General features: G+C 64.3%; 19 protein-coding genes, 1 pseudogene and 2 riboswitches. Of the genes and pseudogenes, 5 read left to right on the top strand and 15 right to left on the bottom strand.

The window, feature by feature from the left end:
• The first annotated feature begins 113 nt into the window (after positions 1-113).
• Both APH36_RS08270 and APH36_RS08265 read left to right on the top strand, forming a co-directional pair.
• Positions 114-611, top strand: a complete 498-nt coding sequence (locus APH36_RS08270; protein WP_060498233.1) for a GNAT family N-acetyltransferase — start codon at positions 114-116, stop codon at positions 609-611.
• Between the two features lie 121 nt (positions 612-732).
• Positions 733-1,056 carry a hypothetical protein gene (locus APH36_RS08265; RefSeq protein ID WP_060498232.1) on the top strand — a complete coding sequence of 108 codons (324 nt, stop codon included), beginning with the start codon at positions 733-735 and terminating at the stop codon, positions 1,054-1,056.
• Between the two features lie 47 nt (positions 1,057-1,103).
• Here the strand turns inward: APH36_RS08265 and APH36_RS08260 are convergent.
• From APH36_RS08260 to lpxO, 10 genes and pseudogenes are all read right to left on the bottom strand, one after another.
• Positions 1,104-2,441: pseudogene (locus APH36_RS08260) on the bottom strand (OprD family porin).
• Complete coding sequence (locus APH36_RS08255; protein WP_060498231.1) at positions 2,438-2,872, bottom strand: pseudoazurin; 435 nt, start codon at positions 2,870-2,872, stop codon at positions 2,438-2,440. The pseudogene APH36_RS08260 and the gene APH36_RS08255 overlap by 4 nt, the downstream one beginning before the upstream one ends.
• A gap of 17 nt (positions 2,873-2,889) precedes the next feature.
• Positions 2,890-3,678, bottom strand: coding sequence for an ABC transporter ATP-binding protein (locus APH36_RS08250; protein ID WP_060498230.1), 789 nt, complete (start codon positions 3,676-3,678; stop codon positions 2,890-2,892).
• Entirely contained in the window at positions 3,675-4,691 is a 1,017-nt protein-coding gene (locus tag APH36_RS08245) for an iron ABC transporter permease (RefSeq protein ID WP_060498229.1), read from the bottom strand. The genes APH36_RS08250 and APH36_RS08245 overlap by 4 nt, the downstream gene beginning before the upstream one ends.
• The gene (locus APH36_RS08240) at positions 4,691-5,701 is read right to left on the bottom strand and encodes an ABC transporter substrate-binding protein (RefSeq protein ID WP_060498228.1); all 1,011 of its coding nucleotides are present in this window, start codon (positions 5,699-5,701) and stop codon (positions 4,691-4,693) included. Before APH36_RS08240 ends, APH36_RS08245 begins: the two co-directional genes overlap by 1 nt.
• A gap of 109 nt (positions 5,702-5,810) precedes the next feature.
• A riboswitch (cobalamin riboswitch) is annotated at positions 5,811-6,010 on the bottom strand.
• Between the two features lie 80 nt (positions 6,011-6,090).
• A complete protein-coding gene (locus APH36_RS08235; protein ID WP_060498227.1) occupies positions 6,091-7,257 on the bottom strand; it encodes a DUF1624 domain-containing protein in 1,167 nt (388 codons plus the stop codon).
• A 203-nt stretch (positions 7,258-7,460) separates the two neighbouring features.
• Entirely contained in the window at positions 7,461-9,587 is a 2,127-nt protein-coding gene (locus tag APH36_RS08230; protein WP_060498252.1) for a TonB-dependent siderophore receptor, read from the bottom strand.
• 108 nt (positions 9,588-9,695) lie between these two features.
• Positions 9,696-9,904: riboswitch (cobalamin riboswitch) on the bottom strand.
• A gap of 56 nt (positions 9,905-9,960) precedes the next feature.
• On the bottom strand, positions 9,961-10,530 hold the full coding sequence (locus APH36_RS08225) for a GNAT family N-acetyltransferase (RefSeq protein ID WP_060498226.1): 570 nt from the start codon (positions 10,528-10,530) through the stop codon (positions 9,961-9,963).
• A gap of 78 nt (positions 10,531-10,608) precedes the next feature.
• Positions 10,609-10,953 carry a carboxymuconolactone decarboxylase family protein gene (locus APH36_RS08220; RefSeq protein WP_013973174.1) on the bottom strand — a complete coding sequence of 115 codons (345 nt, stop codon included), beginning with the start codon at positions 10,951-10,953 and terminating at the stop codon, positions 10,609-10,611.
• A 120-nt stretch (positions 10,954-11,073) separates the two neighbouring features.
• Positions 11,074-11,973, bottom strand: a complete 900-nt coding sequence (gene lpxO / locus APH36_RS08215) for a lipid A hydroxylase LpxO (RefSeq protein WP_060498225.1) — start codon at positions 11,971-11,973, stop codon at positions 11,074-11,076.
• 158 nt (positions 11,974-12,131) lie between these two features.
• On the opposite strand from lpxO, the gene thpR reads away from it, so the two are divergent.
• Positions 12,132-12,677, top strand: a complete 546-nt coding sequence (gene thpR / locus APH36_RS08210; protein ID WP_060498224.1) for an RNA 2',3'-cyclic phosphodiesterase — start codon at positions 12,132-12,134, stop codon at positions 12,675-12,677.
• 64 nt (positions 12,678-12,741) lie between these two features.
• Here the strand turns inward: thpR and APH36_RS08205 are convergent, their stop codons facing one another.
• Positions 12,742-13,647, bottom strand: a complete 906-nt coding sequence (locus tag APH36_RS08205) for an AraC family transcriptional regulator (protein ID WP_060498223.1) — start codon at positions 13,645-13,647, stop codon at positions 12,742-12,744.
• A 181-nt stretch (positions 13,648-13,828) separates the two neighbouring features.
• Between APH36_RS08205 and calA the strand changes: the two genes are divergently transcribed.
• A complete protein-coding gene (calA, locus tag APH36_RS08200) occupies positions 13,829-14,881 on the top strand; it encodes a vanillin reductase (RefSeq protein ID WP_060498222.1) in 1,053 nt (350 codons plus the stop codon).
• A gap of 137 nt (positions 14,882-15,018) precedes the next feature.
• Here the strand turns inward: calA and APH36_RS08195 are convergent, their stop codons facing one another.
• The gene (locus tag APH36_RS08195) at positions 15,019-16,335 is read right to left on the bottom strand and encodes a hypothetical protein (RefSeq protein WP_060498221.1); all 1,317 of its coding nucleotides are present in this window, start codon (positions 16,333-16,335) and stop codon (positions 15,019-15,021) included.
• 205 nt (positions 16,336-16,540) lie between these two features.
• On the opposite strand from APH36_RS08195, the gene APH36_RS08190 reads away from it, so the two are divergent.
• On the top strand, positions 16,541-17,740 hold the full coding sequence (locus tag APH36_RS08190) for a sugar transporter (RefSeq protein WP_060498220.1): 1,200 nt from the start codon (positions 16,541-16,543) through the stop codon (positions 17,738-17,740).
• Between the two features lie 54 nt (positions 17,741-17,794).
• Here the strand turns inward: APH36_RS08190 and APH36_RS08185 are convergent, their stop codons facing one another.
• The 3 genes from APH36_RS08185 to APH36_RS08175 are packed head-to-tail and all read right to left on the bottom strand — an operon-like array spanning position 17,795 to position 21,080.
• Positions 17,795-18,853, bottom strand: coding sequence for an ABC transporter substrate-binding protein (locus APH36_RS08185; RefSeq protein ID WP_060498219.1), 1,059 nt, complete (start codon positions 18,851-18,853; stop codon positions 17,795-17,797).
• Positions 18,850-19,914: an ABC transporter substrate-binding protein gene (locus APH36_RS08180; RefSeq protein ID WP_060498218.1), complete on the bottom strand. Its 1,065-nt coding sequence runs from the start codon at positions 19,912-19,914 to the stop codon at positions 18,850-18,852. Before APH36_RS08180 ends, APH36_RS08185 begins: the two co-directional genes overlap by 4 nt.
• Before the next feature lie 17 nt (positions 19,915-19,931).
• Positions 19,932-21,080: an LLM class flavin-dependent oxidoreductase gene (locus APH36_RS08175; protein ID WP_060498217.1), complete on the bottom strand. Its 1,149-nt coding sequence runs from the start codon at positions 21,078-21,080 to the stop codon at positions 19,932-19,934.
• Positions 21,081-21,257: the final 177 nt, after the last annotated feature.

Raw genomic sequence — 21,257 nt, 5'->3', positions numbered from 1 at the left:
GCAGTGAAGACTGCCGATTATACCGATGTCCGCATGGCCGCGACGAGCCCCGTGATTTGCCTTGACCGGCACGCTGGTGTAGAACCCAGCCCTCCAACCATTGCCAGCAGCCCATGCCGAACCGGACCCTGCAACCTGTACAGTGCGTCGCCATTGCCGAAGTCGTGGCGTTTGTCGAAAGCGCCCGCCGCGAGCTGTTCCCGATGCTTGTCGCGGCCCCCTTGCCGCACGACCTTGCGCACTTTGCCGAAACCTACCTGGACGGCGCGGGGTGCTTTCTTGAAGCCCGCGATGACGGTCGGCTGGTCGCGGTGATCGGCTATGTGCCCTATGACCATCGTTTTGCCCAGCTTGACTATCACGCCGAGCGGGTAGTGGAGGTGGTACGCCTGTTCGTGCTGCCGGCCTATCGCAGGCAGGGGCTGGCTGGCGCGTTGTTCAGTGCATTGCGCGAGCAGGCGGTGCAGGCGGGTATCGATTGCCTGTACCTGCATACGCATCCGTTTCTCCCGGGTGCGATTGCGTTCTGGGAACGGCATGGGTTTGCGGTGGTGGACGTGGAGCAAGACCCGGTCTGGCAGACCACGCACATGCAGCTGCGGCTGCGGTGATTTGTGGGAAAGCCCCTACAGCGGCCTTTTCGGCGTGATCGACGCGTTCATTTCCAGGACGGCCCGGCTTGATTAACTTCCCTCATGCAAGGCTTTTTCACTGCACCGAGGGAGGCTCACGATGCCACACATGGCCCTGTACAAACTTAAACTGCTGGACGAGTTCGAGGACCGCAGTGACCTGTGGACCTTCGGCGATTTCGAGAACAGGTTGATGGACTTGTGGCGTGGCGCGACGCGGCATGATGCCAAAGGCATCATCAATGCGGCGCACAAGGAACGGCGCTGGCCGAGGACGGTGAAGCGCTACCTGCTGACCAACTACCGGGTATTTGGCAATGTCAGTTCGGAGCTTGAGCAGACCTTTGCCGAGGTATTGGCGACGATGAGCGTTCAGGAACGGGTGGAGTGGGGGTTGCTGCCTGCAGGCAGCTCGGTTGCCTGAAAGTTACTGGGGCCGCTATGCGGCCCCCATCCAGGCAACACCGTACCTCAGAAACTACCCGAAAGTGGCCATTCCACCGCCAAGCGAATTTGGTCACCATCCAGCTCCGCCTGCGCCGTGTTCCCCCGGTGCATGTTATGCCGCAGCGAGAACGTGGTGCCCTTGGCCTTGCCACTCTGCACCACATACCGCGCCTCCAGGTCGCGTTCCCAATGTTTGCCACCCTTGGCATACCCCAGGTACGCATACCCGCCAGTCGGGTCGACATGTGTGCCGTCGATATCGAACCCCCGCACGTACAGCGCCGTCAGGTTCAACCCTGGCACCCCATAGGCCCCCATGTTCAGGTCATAGCGTGCCTGCCATGACTTTTCGTTGGGTGCGTTGAAGTCCGACATCTGCACCGCGTTCGCAATGAAGATCGCGCCACGCGTCACATAGTCGAACGGCGTGTTGCCGTCTACCTGTTGCCAGCCCAGGCTGAACCCGTGCGGCCCTTGGTTGTAGCGCGATACCAGGCTCCAGGGGGTGTTGTCGATGCGCCCGGACAGCGCCTTGCCGGTGTCGGTGGTGCGGTACAGGTTGAGGTCCAGGCTGACGCTGCGGCGGTTATCCAGCGCATGGCTGAGGGTACTGCCCAGGTAATGCTGGTTCCAGCTGTCCTCGTAGCGCGAGGTGTAGAGGCTGCCGCTGAAGCGGGCGCCCGGGTTCCAGACCACCCCGGCCAGGTCGAAGCTGTTGCCCTGTTTGCCGTTGGAGTAGTTCACCACAAAGCCCTGATCGTGGCTTGTGGCATTGCGGTCGGTGCTCTCGTTGAAGTGCCCGGCCACCAGCTTGAGCGTGTTGAAGTCGTTGCTGGTAAGGAAATAACCGGTGGCGGTTTCGGGTAGCAGGCGGCTGTCGGAAGAGCTGAACACCGGGGTCTTGATCCGCTGCTCACCGTAGGACAACACGGTATTGGCCATGCGCAGTTTCAATGCCGCACCTGCGCGGCTGTATTCGTTCTTCGGGTGCCCGTCGTTATCGACCCCCAGCAAGCGCGCCTTGCCCGCACGGCCGCCGCCACTGTCCAGTTGCACGCCCAGGTAGGCGTGGGCATCTACGCCGACACCTATCAGGCCTTGAGTAAAGCCAGACTGGAAGGTACCCATCAAACCTTAGGCCCATTCTTCAGCCTTGCCGCTGCGTTCGCTGCGTGGCTTGTAGGTATTTCGTGCGGAACTGTTGCGCCCGCCACGCTTGTAGTCGCGCTGGTCGAACACGCTGCGGTTGAGGATGCTCCAGCTGCCATCCTCGACAAAACCGTTGCTTTGCGACTGTGCGGAGTCGGCCTGGGCGAAGGGCGCCAGCCCCAGCAGTGGCAGCGCCAACAACAACCGGCTCATTGCGCGGCCTCAAGCTTCTGCAACTGGGCAGCAAAGCGGGCCTTGGCCCGCGCCGGCAAGTTGGCGGGCAGTTCGGTCGCCGATGCGTCACCTACCTGAACGACCATCACCATGCCCATCGCCAGGTGCGGAATGCACTGGATGCCGTATATGCCCGGCTCGCTGAAGGTCTGTTCGAACGGCTGGTTCAGCTTGCTCTTGAAGGGCTTGGCCCCGGTGGGCAGCAGGCCTGCCACGCTGGCCGCATTGTGCCCGCTCTGGGTGGGCAGGAAGCGCACGGTGTCGCCGGGCGCGATGCGCAAGTGGTCCGGCTCGTACACCATCGCGCCTTCGCTGCCACGGTTGAGCATTTTCACTTCGTACACGTCGGCCAGCGCGGCCGGGGCGAGCAGGGTGCTGGCAAGCAGCAAGGCGAGAGGGCGCAGCGGCATCGGGTGAACGTCCTGGTTCAGGGGGCGCGAAAGCGCAGGATGCGCGCGCCGTCGAAGGGGTCGGTAAGGTAATGGGCGTGAACGCCAAAGGTGTTCAGCAGGCGCTCGGGGGTGAGCACTTCAAGGGGTTTGCCCAGGGCGACCAGGTGGCCTTTGTCGAGTACGGCCACGCGGTCGCAGGTGAGCGCCTGGTTGAGGTCGTGCAGCGCTACCAGGGTGGTGACCGGCAGGGCCTGAACCTGTTGCAGCAGGCTTAGCTGGTGCTGGATGTCCAGGTGGTTGGTCGGCTCGTCCAGCAAGAGTACTTGCGGCCGTTGCGCCAGGGCGCGGGCGATGTGCACGCGCTGGCGCTCGCCACCGGACAATGTGCCCCAAAGGCGTGTGCGCAGGTGCAGGGCGTCGAGGTCAGCCAGCGCCTGCTCGACGATGACACGGTCTTCTTGTGAGAACGGAGCCAGTGCTGACAGCCAAGGTGTACGGCCCAAGGCCACGGCGTCGAACACACGGATTGCATCGAGGGTGTCGGCCTGTTGTTCGACCAGTGCCAGGGCCTGCGCCACACGGCGGCGGGACAGCTGTGCCAGCGGTTCGCCCAGCAGTTGCACGCTGCCGCTGGCCGGCTTGCGCAGCCCGGCCAGCAACTTGAGCAGCGAAGACTTGCCTGAGCCGTTGGGGCCGACAATGCCCAGCGTTTCACCCGCGACAACGCTCAGATCGATACCGCTGAGCACGGTATTGCCGGCCAGTTGCAACCCCAGGCCCTGGCAACTCAGGGGCGAAACCTGTACAGCGGTCATGACGGTCATGAGCGCCCCCGGCGGCTAACCAGAATCAGCGCGAAGACCGGTGCCCCGATCAGCGCGGTGACCACTCCCACAGGGATCACCTGGCCTGCAATCAAGGTGCGCGAAAGCACGTCGGCGGCAATCAGGAACAGCGCGCCGCCCAGTGCGCTGGCGGGCAGCAGGCGGCTGTGCCCGGGGCCGAGCAGCAGGCGCAGGGCATGGGGAATCACCAGCCCGACAAAACCGATGGCACCGACGATGGACACCATCACCGCCGTCACCAGCGCCGCGCAACTGATTAGTAGTAGCTGGATGCGCCGCACCGGGATGCCCAGCGAAGCAGCCGAATCGGCGCCGAAGGTAAAAGCATCCAGCGCGCGGCGGTGCAACAGGCACACCACCAGGCCGAACAGTGCCACCGGCACCGCCAGCCACACCGATGGCCAACGTACCCCGCTGAGGTTGCCCATCAGCCAGAAGAGGATGCCGCGTGCCTGTTCGGCAGTGGCCGACTTGGTGATCAGAAAGGCGGTCAGCGCGTTGAACAGTTGCGAGCCGGCAATGCCGGCAAGGATGACCTGGGCGTTGTTGTTGCCGGGGCCGGCCGCGCGGGCCAGTACCAGAACAAGGGTGAATGCGGCCAGTGCGCCGATGAACGCCCCGGCGGACATGCTCAATGCCAGGCCACCCAGCCCCAGCAGGCCGACCAGCACCGCGCCGGTCGAGGCGCCGGCAGACAGCCCCAGCAGATAAGGCTCGGCCAAGGGGTTGCGCAACAGCGCCTGGAGGATCACGCCACACGTCGCCAGGCCGGCACCGCAAGCAGCGGCGACCAGGGTGCGGGTAAGGCGGTAGTTCCAGACGATGCCGGCGTCGATCGGGTCGACCGGGTAGCCGGCCTGCCACAGGTGGTTGGCCAGCACCTGGCCAACCACACGGGGCGACAGGTTGGTTTCACCCATGGCGGTGCCGGCCAGCAAGGCGGCCAGCAGGGCTGCGAGGGCGACCGCGATGCAAGGTAACAGGCGAATCATCACTGGGCCGCTTTACCGCTGGCAAAGGCGGCAGACAACGTCTGCAGGCCGCTGAACAGGCGGATGCCGGCCTGCATGGCGTCGGCGTCGAGGATGATGATGCGGTCATGCTTCACCGCGTCCATGTTGCGGGTAACCGGGTCGCTACGCAGGAATTCGAGCTTTTTCTGGTAGTCGTCGGCGGGGAAGCGGCGACGGTCCATGCGCGCGATGATCAGCCAGGTGGGGTTGGCCTTGGCCAAGGTTTCCCAGCCTACGGTGGGCCATTCCTCCGTGGACTCGACCACGTTGCGCACGCCCAGGGTGCGCAGCATGAAGTCGGCGACGCCCTGGCGGCCGGCCACGTACGGGTCGATGTCGAGGTCGGCGCTGGAGAACCAGAACAGTGCCGAGGTGGCGGACAGGTCCTTGCCCGCCAGGTGTGCCTTGGCGCTGTCCAGGCGGCCTTTAAGCTCGGCATTCAGGTCAGTGCCGCGGTCTTGCACATCGAAGATCTCGGCCAGCTGGCTGACGCTCTTGTAGATGCTGCCTACCTGGAACGCTTGCAGGCGAGTACCGTCGGCGCCGACCAGGTTGTCCTTGCCTTCGCAGTCCGACGGCAGCAGGTAGGTGGGTATCTTCAGTTCGTCGAACTGTTCGCGGGTGCCGACTACGCCCTGGGCGCCGACCATCCATTCGAACTGTACCGCGACCAGTTGCGGGCGCTTGCCCACTACCGCCTCGAAGCTTGGGTCGTTGTCGGCCAGGCGCGGCACCTTGTCGTTCTGCGCCTTGTATTCGGGCAGTACGTTGTTGAACCACAACGAGGTGCCAGCCAGTTTGTCACCCAGGCCCAGTGCGTAGAGCATTTCAGTGCCGGCCTGGCCGATGGTGACGGCGCGTTGCGGCGCTTGGGCGAACGTCTGCGGCCTGCCGCAATTCTCGACGGTAAGCGGGTAATGGGTGGCGGCGGCCTGGGCCAGGCCAGTCAGGCCGAGGCCGGCGAGCAGGGTGGCGAAACGGGGCAGCATGCTGGGCGATCTCCTATCGGACAGTTCGGGTGAGGAACGCACGGACAGGCATCGCCGCGCCCCGCCGTTGGCAGGGGCAACACAGATGGCCAATCCCGGACACCCCGCCGGTTGGTATAAGTAGGCCGGCAGGTCTCCTGACTGGTGCGTCATGGCCCGGCTCCAGCCTTCCCGGGCTATTACGCCCAGTGGCATCGATGGAGCAGGCTCGGCACCTACAGTTGCGGGGGCAGTTCCGTTTGGCCCGTGTTGGCGGGCCTGGGATTCCCTATTAATTCCGTGGTGGAAACCGGCGGCCCGCATCTTAGACGCCTTCGGCTTCAAGCTTCAAGCTTCAAGCAGAAGCGAGCAGGCGTACGCTGCCACCTCTTGCAGCTTGCAACTTGCAGCTAGAAATACTTCAGCCAGGTGATGTCGCGACGGCGCGCTTTCAGGCGGGCGAACTTGCGCACCGGTAGGTACAGCGACGCGGCCAGCAGAACGGCACCCAGCCACACGGCGGCGATGCCATCGAAACCGAAATAGTCGCCATGGTTGAGGCCGAACAGCGCCACGCTGGCCAGGTACAGCAGCTTCAGCACGTACAGGTGCAGCAGGTAGAAGAACATCGGCGCAGCACCAAACACCGCCAGCACGCTGATCCAGCGGGCCTGGCCGGCGCGCTCGAAGGCGCGCAGCAACAGCAGGCCGCAGCCCAGGGTCAGTGCCAGGAACAGCAGTGACGGCGGGTATTTGGTGATGTTGAAGAAGCTCATCAGGGTTTGCGTGAAGGTTGGGTAGCCGCTCCAGGGCGCCTCGCCATAGCCGTTGAACATTCGCAACACGACAAAGCCCAGCAACGCGACCAGCCCGGCCAGCAGCAGGCGGTGCTGACGTTCGCCGGCCTCGCTGCCACGGGCGAACCACGGGCCCAGGCCGTAGCCCAGGGCGATGACGCCGATCCACGGCAGCACCGGGTAGGACGTGCGCAGGCGCAGGGTATCGGAAAACGCCAGCCAGCCACGGTCATGCAGGATCGCCCACGGTACATGCAAGGCCGATTCCACGCCGAAGTGCAGGCCGTCGAGCAGGTTATGGCCGGCGACGATGACTGCGCCCAGGGTCAGCAGGGCGGCGCGTGGCAGCCATACCAGCAGCGACAGGGCGATCATGCTGATGCCAATCGCCCAGATGACTTGCAGGTAGATGACGCTGGGCGGCAGCTGAAAGGTCCAGGCGAAGTTGACCAGCGTAAACTCCAGCGCCACCAGAAACAGACCGCGTTTGAACAGGAACGCCGACACATCGCCACGGCCCTGATGCTTTTCGCCGTACAGCCAGGCCGAAAGGCCGGTCAGCAGGACAAACACTGGCGCGCAGAGGTGGGCCAGCGTGCGGCTGATGAAGAGCGACGGCTCGGTGGTGTCGATGGCCATCGGGTCGCTGACCTGACGGTGCAGGAAGAAGGTTTCGCGGACGTGGTCCAGGAGCATGAACAGGATCACCAGGCCGCGCAGGGCGTCGATGCTCTGCAGGCGCTGGGTGAGCAGGGTGGGGGTGGCGCTGGCGCTTGTCATGGAGGGTCGCTGATAGGAATGAATGTCATGTAAAACGTTATCTTATAACTAATTGGTTAGAGGTTGGTAGAGGGTTTTGTGTTACCTGTGCCGGCCTCTTTGCGGGCTTGCCCGCTCCCACAGGTACACCACAGTTTTCAATGTTTGTGATATCCCTGTGGGAGCGGGCGAGCCCGCGAAGAGGCCGGTACAGGCAACCTGAATCAGAAGCTGTAATCCACCGTCGCAAAGTACGATCGTGGCATCCCCATCAACCACTGCTGCCCACTGAACGCCGACTGCACATACTCACGATCAAACAGGTTGTTCAACTGCAACCCCAGCCGCACGTCCGGTAGCACTTGCCAGGCAACACTGGCATCGACCACGGTGTACCCAGGCGCGCTCTGGGTATTGGCAGTATTGGCAAAGCGCTCATCCACATAACGCACACCAATGCCGGCCTCCACCTGCTGCCCGAAGCCTTTGCTCAGCCACAGGTTGGCAGTCCGCCGTGGCACATTGGCCGGGCGATTGCCCGCACGGTCCTGCGCTGCACCACCGACCATTTCGTCAAAGTCATCATACTTGGCGCGCACCAGCGATGCGTTCGCCGACACCTGCCACTGATGCGCCAGCGCCAGTTCCAGGGTTGCTTCCAGGCCATCAGACGTCTGCTGCCCGGCCTGCTGCCTCTCGTGGGTGATCGGGTCGTCAACCAGCAGCTTCTTCTTGACGATGTGGTAGGCCGCCAACGTCCATTCACCGCGACCGTCCCAGAAGCGTTGCTTCAGGCCCACCTCGGTCTGCTTCGCCTCGGTCAGGTCATAGTGCATCTGAGCCGGGCTGAGGCTGATGAGGTTGTTCACCCCATCCTCACTGGTGGAGTACTGGCCGTACAGCGATAGGTCGTCGGTAAACGCATACACCAGGCCGACGCGCCAGTTGCCGCCTTGCAGGCTGTGGTCGCTGCGGCTGCCATCGACCAGGTTGTCGCGGTCGATGTGGTTCTGGTCGCGGCGCACGCCCGTGACCAACGACAACCGATCGCTCAGCTGCAGGCGGTTCTCGGCGAACAAGGCGAAGGTGTGGGTGGTGGACAAGGTTTGCGGGCGCAGGGGCGAGGCGCTGTGGAACCACCCAGGTTGCGGCTGCCACGGGTCGATGTAGTCGCCGCCCACGTCGTTGTAGGGGGCATTGCTGTCGACGTTGAAACGCACCTTGTTGTACTCGGCGCCCACCACGGTCTTGCTGGCCAGGCCGAACAGGGTGTGGTCGAAGGTAAAGGTCTGGCGGTCGCCGAACTGCTCCTGGTTGTGCTTGATCTCCAGGTAGCTGCCGCGTTGCAACTCCTGGCGCTCGGCGTCCCAGCTGTAGTCTTCGGCGTTGCGCCAGTGGCGGCGGCTCTTGATGTAGTACAGCTGGTTGCTGGCGCTGAGGTGGTCGTTCAGCGTCCAGTCGGTGTTCAGCCGGGTCCATTCATCGACGTAGTGCTGCACGTCGTTCTGCACGTTGTAGTTTTTTTTGCGCAGGCTGCTGCGGTAGTGGCCATCGATCAGTGGCGTGCCGTAGTAGTTGGCTGGCTCCGCATCGCCACGGTCGTGGGCAAGGGTGAAACTGAGGTCGTCGCTGGCGTCGAAACGCAGCGCGGCGCTCAGGGCCAGGCTGCGCGAAGGGGTGCGGTCGACCCAGCCATTGCCCCTTTGCTGGTTCAGGGTCAGGCGGTAGCTCAGGCGTTCGCTGAGGCTGCCACCGCTGTCCAGGCCGAGCTGCTGGCGGTCCCACGAACCGTACCCCAGGCGCAGGTGGTTACGCACTTCGCCGGCAAACGGCTTTTTCGGGATCACGTTGACCACCGCACCGGTGGCGCCCTCGCCATGCAGCACCGAAGCCGGGCCGCGAATCACGTCGATGCGCTCGACCATCCACGGGTCGACAGGGAAGGTCTGGGTGCCGGCGCCGGTGTACAGACGTGCGCCGTCGAACAGGGTCATCACCGAGCTGTGCCCGGCAAAGCCGCGAGCAGAAAGGCCCGTGCCGCCGTCGCCCGGGGAGCCGACAAAGGTGATGCCCGGCGAACGGGTCACGGCGTCCTGCACCGTGAGGTTGTTGCGCTGCTGGATCTGCTCGGTGCTGATGCTACTGGTGCTGGCCGGCGTCTCCAGGGCGTTGAGGCCAAGGCGCGAGCCGGCCTGGGTCGGCGTGACCAGGTCGATAGCGTGGCTGTCGAGGGTGTCGGTGATGGCCGTGGAGGGCAGGGCCAGGGGCTGTCGGCCTTGGTCATCGGCCAGGGCTGGCAGGGCGACGGCCAGGCAGGCCGCCAGGGGATGAAGCTTGAACATACGGGACATGTCGTTCCACTGCTGCAGGAATGAATGGATCCCGGTGGAAAACACGCAAAGGCGCACCGTGCAGGCAGGCGCGCGCACGGATACCGGCCTGCGCCCGCCCACCGCGGGTTGCCAAGTGAAGCTCCAGGCCGGTCTCCGGGCTTGCGAGGGGCATGAAACCTTCACCTTCCCATGCTCATGCACAGTGGTATGTCGAAGGGTTCGCTCGCTTACCGTTGCGGGGGCAGCGCCGGACTTGTCGTGGTCGATACGACGCACCGGCTTCCCGTTTCACCCTGCACGCGGCGGTACAGGGCACCTGAAACTGGCGCGCATCTGACCATTGAAACGCCGGGGCGTCAAATGCGCGGTGTGGGTGAGCGCGGTTGGCCGATCAGCGCCCGCGCCGGCGCGACACCCGCGCTTCGATATTCTTGCGCCCGATCAGCAATGGCGGCTTCTCCACCACCGGCTCGTCCGCCAGCCATTTGTACATCACCAGGCAGTCCACCAGCCCCAGGCGGGCATGGCGATAAGCCTTGGGCAAGCGGCCAACGGTCTCGAAGCCCAGTTTGCGCCACAGCGCCACGGCCACTTCATTGCTGGCCACCACCGAGTTGAACTGCAGGGCCAGAAAGCCCTCCTGACGTGCCAGCTTCTGCGAGTGCTCGCACATCAGGCGCGCCACGCCACGGCCACGCGCCTGTTCGCAGACCATGTAGCCGCAATTGCCCACATGCGCACCAGGCCCGGCAGCATTGGCCTTGAGGTAATACGAACCCAGCAGCTCGCCATCTTCTTCGGCCAGCAGCGTGTGCAAGGGCAGTTCCAGCCACAACTGGCGGGCTTGTTCGAAGCTTAGGGCGGGGTCGAAGGCATAGGTTTCACGGGCCTGGACAATGGCCTGGAAGGTGGGCCAGAAACGATCGAAATCGTCGAGCGTCATGGGGCGAATGTGGATCATGCGGGTTCCTGCGCGGGCTAAGCCGCCCAGTCTGGATCGCGCGGCGCCGTCGCGCAAGGGCGGCGGAGCCGTTTGTGCTCAGCCGTTGGCCTTGCCCACAGCATCCATGGCCCGCGCCGAGTAGACCAGCGCGGCACCGGCATTCATGGCCACGGCCACGCCGAGGGCCTCGGCAATTTCCTCGCGGCTGGCGCCATGCTTGACCGCCTGCTGCGAATGTACGGCGATGCAGCCGTCGCAGCGGGTGGTCACAGCCACCGCCAGAGAGATCAGCTCGCGGGTCTTGGCGTCCAGGTGGTTGGTCTTGGCCCCCGCACCGCTGGCGGTCATGTAGCCGGCCACGGTGTCGGGGGAGAGTTGCTTGAGATCGCCGATGCCGGCCATCAACTGCTTACGGTAGGCGTCCCAGTCCATCATGCTCATCGTCTTCACCTTGGGGGGGTTGCGAGTGGAGCTTTCAGGCTAGTCGAAGTGTGGCAAGTGTGAGGCTTGTACTTTGGTGGGTGTACGCAGGCCGATGGTAGAAGGGCCTGCATAAACCGGTCAGATGTAGATGAACACCAGCACCAACGCCGCGACCACGGCCCATTTTTCCAGGTAGTAACGCATGCGGTTGCGCTTCTTCAGTGCCTTGCCACGCTCGCGGATCTTGTAGATGCGGGTGAACAGCCGGTTGATACCACCGGTCTTGTCGCCGTCACCGTTGGGCGCGGCGGCGGCGGCCATGACGTTGCGGCTGAACCAGCGGTTGAACGCCGTTGCCCAGCGGTACTTGAGCGGGCGCTCGACGTCACAGAACAGGATGATGCGGTTGTGTTCGGTGGTATTGGCCGCGTAGTGAATGTAGGTTTCGTCGAAGATCACCCCCTCACCGTCGCGCCACGAGTACTTCTCGCCGTCCACGTCGATGTAGCAACCGTCGTCGTTTGGCGTATCCAGGCCCAGGTGATAGCGGTACGAGCCGGCATACGGGTCACGGTGGCGCACCAGCTTGGCGCCCGGCGGCAGGGTGGCGAACATGGCGGCCTTGACGGTGCCGATGCCTTGCAGCAGCTCGGTGGTACGTGGGCACAGGGCCATTGCCGACGGGTGGCTTTCGCCGTACCACTTCAGGTAAAAGCGCTTCCAGCCGGTCTTGAAGAACGAGTTGAAACCGACGTCATCGTAATTGTCGGACTTCTTGATTTCGCCCACATGCAGCAACTGGCGCCCTTCCTCGCGGATTTCCTGCCAGTGGTCCTGCAGCGGCTTGAGTTCGGGGAAGGCCTCGACCGGCAGGTAAGGCTTGGCCGGCAGCTTGGAAAACAGGTACAGGAAGCTGTTGACCGGGGCCAGGAAGCTGGAATGGTCGCCCAGCTGGCGGGTCAGCTTGTGACGAACCCGACCGCGAAGGTGAACATAGGCGATCGAGAGGACGAAGATAAGTACGAGTGCAATTTTCATGGACGTTTACTTGTCGAAAAATGGCCATGCGCCATGGCATAAGCCAGCCAGCATAAACAATCATGGGGGCAGTTTGTACTTATTGTTACGAAACGACGGGGCGACATTGGTGTAATGCCCTACAGTCTTGCGCAAACGTTTCATGTTCGGGAGTTTGTATGGTTCAGGATGCACGACCCAGCGGTAGCCCCTTCAAACGGCTGTTTTTCGCCCTGCCGGTCAGCGATGTACAGCGCCGTGCCCTGGCGCAGTGGCGCCGGGGTTTGAACCTGCGCAGCGGCAAACCGGTGTCGGCGGCCAACTTTCATGTCACGTTGCTGTTTCTTGGTGACGTGGATGCCGCGCAGGTGCCTGCGATCTGTGCGGCGGTCGATCAACTGGCGCTGCCGACTGCGCCGCCACGGCTGTTGCTCGACCGTTTGCAGGTGTGGCAGCGGGCCAGCGCTTTGGTGCTGGAGGCACAGCAGACACCGCCGGCCCTGTTGCAACTGGTGTACGGGTTGCAGCAGGCGTTGCTGCCGTTGGGGGTGGAGGCCGCCAGCCGTGAATATCGCCCGCACTTGACGCTGTCCAGGGATTACCGTGGGCAACCGCCCGAAGCCTGCAGCGCGCCGGAGTTCTACCTCTCGGCACGCCACTTCACGCTATACGAGTCGCGTAAGGGATCTTACTGGCCATTGGAACAGTGGCCGCTTTCGAGTTGACGCTGGGCAAAGCTGCGCGCAAGCCCGCAATCAATGCCATGGCTCTAAACGCGGTGATGGTCTGCTACACCGGCAAGCTCTGATACGGCGACTCATCCCCCGGGCTGCGTTCAAACTGGCGCTTGTACTCGCGGCTGAACTGCGAGGTGCTCTGGTAGCCCACCCGGTGCGCAGCTTGTGCCACCCCCAGGCCTTCACCGATCAGCATCTGCTGCGCCTTTAACAACCGCAGGCGTTTGAGGTACTGCATCGGTGCCATGTCGGTGCAGCGCTTGAAGTGTTCGTGGAAGGTCGAAACGCTCATGTTTGCCCGCGCAGCCAGTGCCTCCACGCTCAGCGGCTCGCTGTAGTGCGCGCGCAGGTGGGCGAGGGCGGCGCCGATGCGGGCGAAGTGCCCCTGTTGCTCCACCAGTGCCCGCAACACACCGGCCTGTGGGCCGCGCAGGGCGGTGTACAGCACTTCGCGTACGCGCGCCGGGCCCAGCACTTTGGCATCCAGCGGGTCCTGCAGGCAGTGCAGCAGCCGCTCCACACTGTCGCGCATCGGCGCATCCAGCGCTGCCGAAGTCATTGATTGCGGGGTTTGTGCCTGCACTGCAGCGTCCGGTGCCAGGTCCATGCTTTGCACCAGTTCACTCAGCACGCCACGGTCGATGTCTACCGCCACGCCCAGCAAGGGCGCTTCACGTGTGGCGAAGGTTTCACACATGAACGGGACCGACAACGCCTGCACCAGGTAATGCCCGGCGCCATATTCCAGGGTACGCGGCCCCAGGCGCGCCAGCTTGCTGCCCTGGGCCAGGATCATCAGGCTGGGCTCGTAGATCTGAGGGCTGCTGGCCACATAGTGGTCCCAGCTCAGCACCTGTACCTGGGGCAGGTGCGTGGGGACGAAGCCAGGGCGCGTGGCGAGGCTGCGGATCAGCGCGCAGAGCGGCGCGTTGGCGTCGACGTGGCGGGTCAGTTGCATGGTGAACCAGGGGCAGAGAATCGGACAGCCTAATCATCGCAGATTGAAGGTGTAGCGCCAGATGCTGGGGGGAATCTTCGGAGAATCAGGCATGCATGCCGGAGAATCAGCCGTGTGCGAGGCAGCAAACGGCGCGCAAAATGCGCCGCCTGAATCGTTTCACTTTACTGCGAGGCCCTGCATGTATACCGCCATCGGTTACGCCGCCCAAACCCCCACCAGCCTCCTGGCCCCTGTCACCTTCGAGCGCCGCAACCCACGCCCGGACGATGTCGCCATCGAAATCCTTTACTGCGGCGTGTGCCATTCCGATATCCACCAGGCGCGCAACGAATGGGGCATTGCCGTGTACCCGCTGATGCCCGGCCACGAAATCATCGGCCGCGTCACGGCGGTGGGCGGCCAGGTGACTGCGCACAAGGTCGGTGACCTGGTGGGCGTCGGCTGCATGGTCGACTCGTGCCGCCACTGTGAAGCCTGCGCCAAGAACCTGGAGCAATATTGCCTGGAAGGCCCGACCATGACCTACGCCACCCCGGACCGGGTCGACGGCAGCAACACCATGGGCGGTTATTCCAGCAGCATCGTGGTCAGCGAGCACTTCGTGGTGCGCATTCCGGCTGGCATGGACTTGCCCAGCGCGGCGCCTATCCTGTGCGCCGGCATCACTACTTATTCGCCGCTCAAGCACCACGGCGTCGGCCCGGGCCATAAAATCGGCATCCTCGGTATGGGTGGGCTTGGCCACATGGGCATCAAGCTGGCCAAGGCCCTGGGTGCCGAAGTGACCCTGTTCACCCGGTCCCAGGCCAAGGCCGAAGAAGCCCGCCGCCAAGGCGCCGACCACGTGATCGTGTCCACCGATGCCGAGCAGATGCACGCTGCTGCCGGCCGGTTCGATTTCCTGCTGGACACCATTCCGGTACAGCACGACCTCAACCCGTACCTTGAAACCCTGAAGTTCGACGGTGTGCACATTCTGGTCGGCCTGATCGAACCGATCGACCCGGCGGTGCACGCGGCCAACCTGGTGATGAAGCGCCGGGTGCTGGCGGGGTCGTTGATCGGGGGCATTGCCGAGACTCAGGAAGTGCTGGACTTCTGCGCCGAGCACAACATCCGTTGCGATATCGAGATGCTGGATATTCGCAATATCAACCAGGCGTACGAGCGTATGATTGCCGGTGATGTGAAGTACCGGTTCGTAATCGACATGGCCACTTTGCAGGGCTGATTATTTTCGGTTGTCTGTACCGGCCTCTTCGCGGGCAAGCCCACAGGTACTGCACAGTTTTCAAAGTCTGTGCGGTCCCTGTGGGAGCGGGCTTGCCCGCGAAGAGGCCAGTACAGGCAATAAAGCGGCTGGAGCCGTTACCAGGCCATCGCCTTGTCCCAACCCTTCCAGAACAACCACCGCCGCACCTCGCCATGCGCCCCGGTGCCGATCTGCCATTCAGGCCGCCCGCTGTCCAGCGCGATCACCGACACAACCCCCGCATGGCTCGCCGCCACCAGCGTTTGCCCATCGGCGCTGATATCCATCGCACTGATGGTCGACCCCAGGTAATGCTGCCAATGTTCGGTACCATCCTCCCCGAACGCCCGCAGGTAGCCATAGGCATCCCCTACAATGTACTCGCCATCGCGCGCCACCCCGGCATAGACCCTGGCGCCGTCCTGCACCAGCGGGGTACGCGGGTCCTGGCTGTAGTAATCGGTATCCAGCCCCGGCAAGTCCGCCACCTTCACTGCCAGCGTTGCACCGCTATGGAAATGGCAGGCATTGACGATCAACTGGTCACCCGTGCGGTTGAACAACGCAAAGTGCGGGTACTCGCTGCCTGGGCCGATCTCGGCAACCGGCCTGAGCTGGGCATCCAGCACCTGGTGGCGGGTGCCTTGCTCGCCCACCACGATCAGCTGGCCATCCGCCGATACCGCACCATGCTCCATGCTCAGTCTCAGGCTGATGTCGTCCGGGTCGGTGCCTTCGGCCAGCTCGTCGAGCACCCGCGTTTGTTGCGGCAGCAGGCGAGTCGCACCTTGAGTGGTCAGCACGAAGATCCCTTCGGCGCTTACCAGCAGCACGCGCTGGCCATCCGGGAAGGGGACCAGCGCGGTTGGCGCGGGCGGCAGGTCGAACGGCTCGAACGGGTACCCCGACGGCAACCCCTCAAGCCCGCTTGGCCATGCCAACCGCTGTACTTGCGGGCCACCCCAGCCGTCGGTCACACGCACGCCCTCGGCATTAGCCAGGGCGAAGTAGCGGCGGGCCGGGCAGCGGCCGAAGTGCTCGATGCCGATCACCGGCGTCACCCCATGGCAGTCGATACGCACGACCTGGCCCTTGTCGTAAGGCATGCCGATGCGGGCCAGCAGGCTGCCGTCCTCCAGCAGCAGGACATGGCTGATCCCTTGGCCGTGGTCATCGAGCAACGGTGCCAAGGGGTGGTGTGCGGGTGGCCAGGCCTCGCGAAACGCTCGGCGCTGCTGTTCGTCGATGCCAGGGCGATTGGCGGCCTGCAGGGCAGCCAGCCAGGCGTCCAGCAAGTGCCCGGTGGCTGGCGCCTGTGGCGCTTCCAGGTTATCCCAGCCTTGCGCACGGCCCTGCGCGACGTAGTCGTTGACGGCTTGGGCGTAGGCAGTTACCGCCTGCTGCCACTGCTGCTGGGGGTGCTGCTTGTCCATGAGCGGATCGGGCTCCTTGTTGCACGCGCGTTTCACACAAAACGCGCATGGTACTCCTTCTGCCTACCACGCGGTTGTGAGGCTCCGGCTTGACGCGTACCATGCCGGGCATTCCTATCAATAACAAAGCGTGCGTCGGCGCCCCTGCAAGCGGGTGGCTGGCGTGCGACCTGTTGCCTTGTCTGCGGAGAAGCGGTTTGCACCCATGAACGGACCCATACCCACCCACCAGCCACCCACGGCGGGCGGCGGCAGCTGGCTGAGCGTCATCGCCCTGGCCCTGGCAGCCTTCATCTTCAACACCACCGAGTTCGTGCCGGTGGCGTTGTTGAGTGACATTGGCCGCAGCTTCGACATGAGCACTGCCCAGGTCGGCCTGATGCTGACCATCTATGCCTGGGTGGTGGCGCTGGCCTCGCTGCCGATGATGCTGCTGACCCGTAACGTCGAACGGCGGCGCTTGTTGCTGTGCGTGTTCCTGGTGTTCATTGTCAGCCACTTGTTGTCGTGGCTGTCGCAGAGCTTTGCCATGCTGCTGGTCAGCCGTATCGGTATTGCCTTGGCGCATGCGGTGTTCTGGGCCATCACGGCCTCGCTGGCGGTGCGCGTGGCACCACCGGGCCAGCAGGCCAAGGCGCTGGGCCTGCTGGCCACTGGTACCACCCTGGCCATGGTGCTGGGCATTCCGCTGGGCCGCGTGGTGGGTGAGGCGCTGGGCTGGCGCATCACCTTCCTGAGCATTGCCGGGGTGGCGCTGGCCACCATGCTGTGCCTGATGAAATCGCTGCCGCTGCTGCCCAGCCAGAACTCCGGCTCGTTGCGCAGCCTGCCGATCCTGTTCAAGCGCCAGGCGCTGGTCATTACCTATACGCTGGTGACGCTGGTGATCACGGCGCAGTTCACCGCCTACAGCTACATTGAGCCGTTCGCGCTGCATGTGGCGCAGATTGGCGGTGAGCGCACCACGCTGTTGCTGCTGCTGTTTGGCGGTGCCGGGGTGTTCGGTTCGTTGCTGTTCAGCCGCTACAGCGACCGTTTCCCCCATGGTTTCCTGGTGGGTTCGATCGGCCTGTTGGCAGCGTGCCTGCTGTTGTTGCTGCCGCTGTCGGGCAACTTCTATGCGTTCGCGGTACTGAGCATGTTCTGGGGTGTGGCGATTCTCAGTTTCAGCCTGTCGTTGCAGTCGAAGACGTTGAAGCTGGCATCCGACGCCACCGATGTGGCCATGGCGTTGTTCTCGGGCATTTACAACATCGGTATTGGTGGTGGCGCGCTGCTGGGCAGTATCGTCAGCAGCCAGATGGACGTGGCGGATATCGGCCTTGTGGGCGGTAGCGTGGCAGTCATCGGGCTGGTGCTGGCGGTTGCCAGCACCCGACGGTTCCGCCAGGCACTGGCGCACTGACCCGCGCCTGGCGCGCACGTGTGTGGCTTAGGGGCGCAAGGCGCGCCCCGGCATTCAAACCGCCAACCGGGACGTCGAGCCGATCACATGCTCCAGCACCCGAAAATCAATCCACTCCCGGACACCGAAGCGGCGCGGTATGAACCCCCACCTGAACAGGAACTCGGTAAAGTCCTGTAGCGCTTCGATCGAGCGGCTGTCCAGCGTCGTGCGCAAACGCCGGTGCGCATCGTCGCCATAGGCCGCCGCCACCCAGTACTCGCTGGTGTTCAGCTCGCGCGCCAGAAAGCGCCGGGTTTCTTCCGGGTTGGCCCAGGCCCACTGTTCGGTGCGCAGCACCGTATCGACCAAGGTACAGCTGGCATCGAAGTGGTTTTCCAGCAAGTGCCGGTCCACGGTCAGGGTGCGCGGGGTGCCGTTGTTGCTGCGGATCAGCGGGTCGGGATGGCTGCCGGTGTCGACCACCACGCGCAGGCCGAACTCGTGGGCCAGGTGCACCGCATGGGCGCCCTTGAGGAAGATGGCATCGATATCGCCACGCAGCAGGCCGATCAGCTCGTTGTTGCGACGGCTGAAGCGGCTGGTGTCCAGGCTCACTTCGGCGCCATACAGGTGCTGCTTGGCATCGTCGCTGTAAGTGCCGCCGTAGGGATAGTCGACCAGCTCGACATCGGCCACCGCCAGGCCTTCCAGCTTCAGGGCATTCTCCAGCCCGCGCAGGGCCTGGGCGCGGGTGAAGTCGATCTGCACATTGGCCCATTTGGGCAGGCCGAAGCGGCGGTTCTTCAGGTCGCGAATGCTGCGCACACCGCTTTCTTCGGTGGTGAGAATCAGCTGCACTTCATCGCTCCACGACAGCCCCAGTACACGGGTCTCGACGCCACTGGCGTAGGCCCAGATCGCCGGGATGTTGCCGCCATGGCGTACCGAGTTCTGCAGGTGGTGGTCGTAGTGGGCTTCGCGTACTTCGCGTTCGCTGGACTCACGCAACGACTGGATATTGGTGCCGAACGGCGTAAAGGCCTCGGCCAGTCGCCCTGACTGCACGGCAATGCCGAGGCCGGTGGGCACGGGGCTGTGGGTGTACCAGAGGGTTTCCAGGGGCTTGGTCATGGGGTCGCGGGTTTCCTGTCCATGGGAAGGGGGGCCAGCAGCTGGTCCAGGGGTTGGCGGGCGATCCAGTCGCGCACCTCGAAGCGGGCAGGGATGAAGCGCCAGCGCTTGAGAAACTCGACGAAGTCCTGCAGGGCGTCGATGGCCTGCTCGTCCAGGCGGGTGCTCAGGCGCAGGTGGGCGTCAGCGCCGTAGGCCACTTGCACCCAGTATTCGCTGCTGTTGGTTTCCCGCGCCAGGTAGCGGCGGGTTTCATCCGGGTGCTGGTGGGCCCAATGTTCGGCGCGCAGTACCGAGCCGAGCAAGGTACGCACCACCTGCGGATGCTGCTCAAGCAGGTGGCTGTCTACCGCCAGCGTGCGCGGCGTGCCATTGTTGCTGCGGATCAGCGGGTCGGGGTGGCTGCCGGTGTCGATCACCGTGCGCAGGGCAAAGGCGTGGGACAGTTGCGCGGCACTGGCGCCCTTGAGGAAGGTGGCGTCCACCTCGCCGCGCAGCAGGCCGGCCAGTTCCAGGTTGCGGCCTTCGCTCTGGGTGCTGGACACCGGTGTACCGGCCACGTTGCGCACCGGGCGGTCGCTGAATGTGCCGTCGTAGCGGTAGTTGACCAGCTCCACGTCGCCCACTTGCAGGCCTTCGAGCTTCAGGGCATTTTCCAGCCCGCGCAGGGCCTGGGCGCGGGTAAAGTCGATCTGTGCCGAGGCCCAGTCAGGCAGGCCAAAGCGGCGGCCTTTGAGGTCTTTTACGGTGTGGATGCCGCTGTCTGGTCGCGTCAGGATCAACTGCGCTTCATCGGCCCACGACAGGCCGATCACACGGGTGTCACGCCCTTGGGCGCGGGCCCAGATGGCCGGGATGCTGCCGCCGTGGCGTACCGAATTGAGCAAGCTGTGGTCGAAGTGCGATTCGCGCACGGCCTGCTGGTCGGCTTCGCGCAAGGACTGCACCTGGGTGCCAAGGCTGGCCAGGTCGTCCTGCAGCCAGCCTTGCTGCACGGCGATGCCCAGGCCGGTGGGCACCGGACAGCGCGTGTACCACAGGGTATCGAGGGGTTGGCTCATGGTGTGCTCCGGTAGGTTCAGGCGCTGGCCTGCAAGGGGGCTGGGGTGGTTTGCTGCACCAGCGGCAGCACTTCCTGGCCGATGCGCAGGGCTTCTTCCAGGTGCGGGTTGGCGGCGAGGATGAAGGTGCTGAAACCGGCATCGCGGTATTCGGCCAGGCGTTCGGCAATGTGCTGGTGGCTGCCCACCAGGCCTACGGTGGGGCCAGGCTTGGCCTTGGCGAAACCGGCCCACAGGTTGCGTGCCAGGACCAGTTCCTCAAAGCCCTGCAAACCTTGGTGATAGGCTGCCTGGCGTGCACCGCCGACGGAGTCCGAGCCGGTTATGAAGCCTTTGGCCGAGGCGCTGGCCTTGCCTTCCAGGCGCTCGAACTGTTGGCGCAGTTCGCGCCAGGCTTGTTCTTCGGTCTCGCGGGCGAACAGGTCGACCCGCAGGCCGAAACGCACGGTGCGGCCCTGCTTGTCGGCCAGCTCGCGTACGCGTTCGATGTGCGGCTTGAGCTTGTCAATCGGCTCGGCCCAGTTCAGGTACACATCGGCATGGCGCGCGGCCACGTCCAACGCAGCATCGGAAAAGCCGGAGAAGTACACACCCGGTTTGCGTTCGTGTTGCAGGCCCGGCGGCAGGCTGCCGTTTTCCAGACGGTAGATATCGCCTGCGTAGGAGAACGTGTCGTTCTGCCACAGGCCCTGGATCACGTCGAGGAATTCGCCGGTGCGCTTGTAACGCAGGTCGTGTTCCAGGAAGTCGCCATTGGCCCGTTGGCTGGCCGGGTTGCCGCCGGTGATGATGTTCCAGTCCAGGCGGCCACCGCTGAGGTTTTGCAGGATCGCTGCCTGCTGCGCGGCATAGGCGGGCAGCGTCCAGGTGGCCTGGAAGGCGATCAGGAAGCGGATGCGGCGGGTTTCGCGGGCCAGCGCAGCGGCGGCGATCCATGGCTCCGGGCCGGTGGGCAGCAGTGCGCCTTCGAAGCCGGCCAGTTCGGTAGCCTTGGCTACCTGGGCGATGTAGTCGATGTAGGTGAAACCGTCGGCCTGGCCACCCGACAGCCGGCCGGGGGCAATGTTGCCGGGGCGATGCACGGGGTTGCCGCGGTTGTGGCGATCGGTGGACAGCTGCGGACCGTCGGTGCCCAGCGGCAGGCGCCAGAAGAATTCGGTGGTCATGGGGGCTCCTGAAGGGGGAGAGTGTGCGAGTGGGGAGGGTGGTGCAACGGCTATGCCATGGACGGCGCAGGGCCTGTGGGGTGGTGGTTTGCGGGGTCGGCATGTGATGGGGTGCTGCTGAGGCAGCAATCGGGCAGCAGTGGATGCTGGGAGAGCAGCATGAGCAGGCCCGGCCTC

Origin of the sequence: Pseudomonas sp. NBRC 111133, from assembly GCF_001320605.1 — a bacterium.
Lineage (GTDB): Bacteria > Pseudomonadota > Gammaproteobacteria > Pseudomonadales > Pseudomonadaceae > Aquipseudomonas > Aquipseudomonas monteilii.
The sequence above is the reverse complement of the archived record's forward strand: the minus strand, read 5'-3'. Positions and strand labels throughout refer to the sequence as shown.

Coding starts and splice junctions, on each gene's coding strand:
- APH36_RS08270 (WP_060498233.1), top strand. CDS start 114: ATGCCGAACCGGACCCTGCAACCTGTACAGTGCGTCGCCATTGCCGAA.
- APH36_RS08265 (WP_060498232.1), top strand. CDS start 733: ATGCCACACATGGCCCTGTACAAACTTAAACTGCTGGACGAGTTCGAG.
- APH36_RS08255 (WP_060498231.1), bottom strand. CDS start 2,872: ATGCCGCTGCGCCCTCTCGCCTTGCTGCTTGCCAGCACCCTGCTCGCC.
- APH36_RS08250 (WP_060498230.1), bottom strand. CDS start 3,678: ATGACCGTCATGACCGCTGTACAGGTTTCGCCCCTGAGTTGCCAGGGC.
- APH36_RS08245 (WP_060498229.1), bottom strand. CDS start 4,691: ATGATTCGCCTGTTACCTTGCATCGCGGTCGCCCTCGCAGCCCTGCTG.
- APH36_RS08240 (WP_060498228.1), bottom strand. CDS start 5,701: ATGCTGCCCCGTTTCGCCACCCTGCTCGCCGGCCTCGGCCTGACTGGC.
- APH36_RS08235 (WP_060498227.1), bottom strand. CDS start 7,257: ATGACAAGCGCCAGCGCCACCCCCACCCTGCTCACCCAGCGCCTGCAG.
- APH36_RS08230 (WP_060498252.1), bottom strand. CDS start 9,587: ATGTCCCGTATGTTCAAGCTTCATCCCCTGGCGGCCTGCCTGGCCGTC.
- APH36_RS08225 (WP_060498226.1), bottom strand. CDS start 10,530: ATGATCCACATTCGCCCCATGACGCTCGACGATTTCGATCGTTTCTGG.
- APH36_RS08220 (WP_013973174.1), bottom strand. CDS start 10,953: ATGAGCATGATGGACTGGGACGCCTACCGTAAGCAGTTGATGGCCGGC.
- lpxO (WP_060498225.1), bottom strand. CDS start 11,973: ATGAAAATTGCACTCGTACTTATCTTCGTCCTCTCGATCGCCTATGTT.
- thpR (WP_060498224.1), top strand. CDS start 12,132: ATGGTTCAGGATGCACGACCCAGCGGTAGCCCCTTCAAACGGCTGTTT.
- APH36_RS08205 (WP_060498223.1), bottom strand. CDS start 13,647: ATGCAACTGACCCGCCACGTCGACGCCAACGCGCCGCTCTGCGCGCTG.
- calA (WP_060498222.1), top strand. CDS start 13,829: ATGTATACCGCCATCGGTTACGCCGCCCAAACCCCCACCAGCCTCCTG.
- APH36_RS08195 (WP_060498221.1), bottom strand. CDS start 16,335: ATGGACAAGCAGCACCCCCAGCAGCAGTGGCAGCAGGCGGTAACTGCC.
- APH36_RS08190 (WP_060498220.1), top strand. CDS start 16,541: ATGAACGGACCCATACCCACCCACCAGCCACCCACGGCGGGCGGCGGC.
- APH36_RS08185 (WP_060498219.1), bottom strand. CDS start 18,853: ATGACCAAGCCCCTGGAAACCCTCTGGTACACCCACAGCCCCGTGCCC.
- APH36_RS08180 (WP_060498218.1), bottom strand. CDS start 19,914: ATGAGCCAACCCCTCGATACCCTGTGGTACACGCGCTGTCCGGTGCCC.
- APH36_RS08175 (WP_060498217.1), bottom strand. CDS start 21,080: ATGACCACCGAATTCTTCTGGCGCCTGCCGCTGGGCACCGACGGTCCG.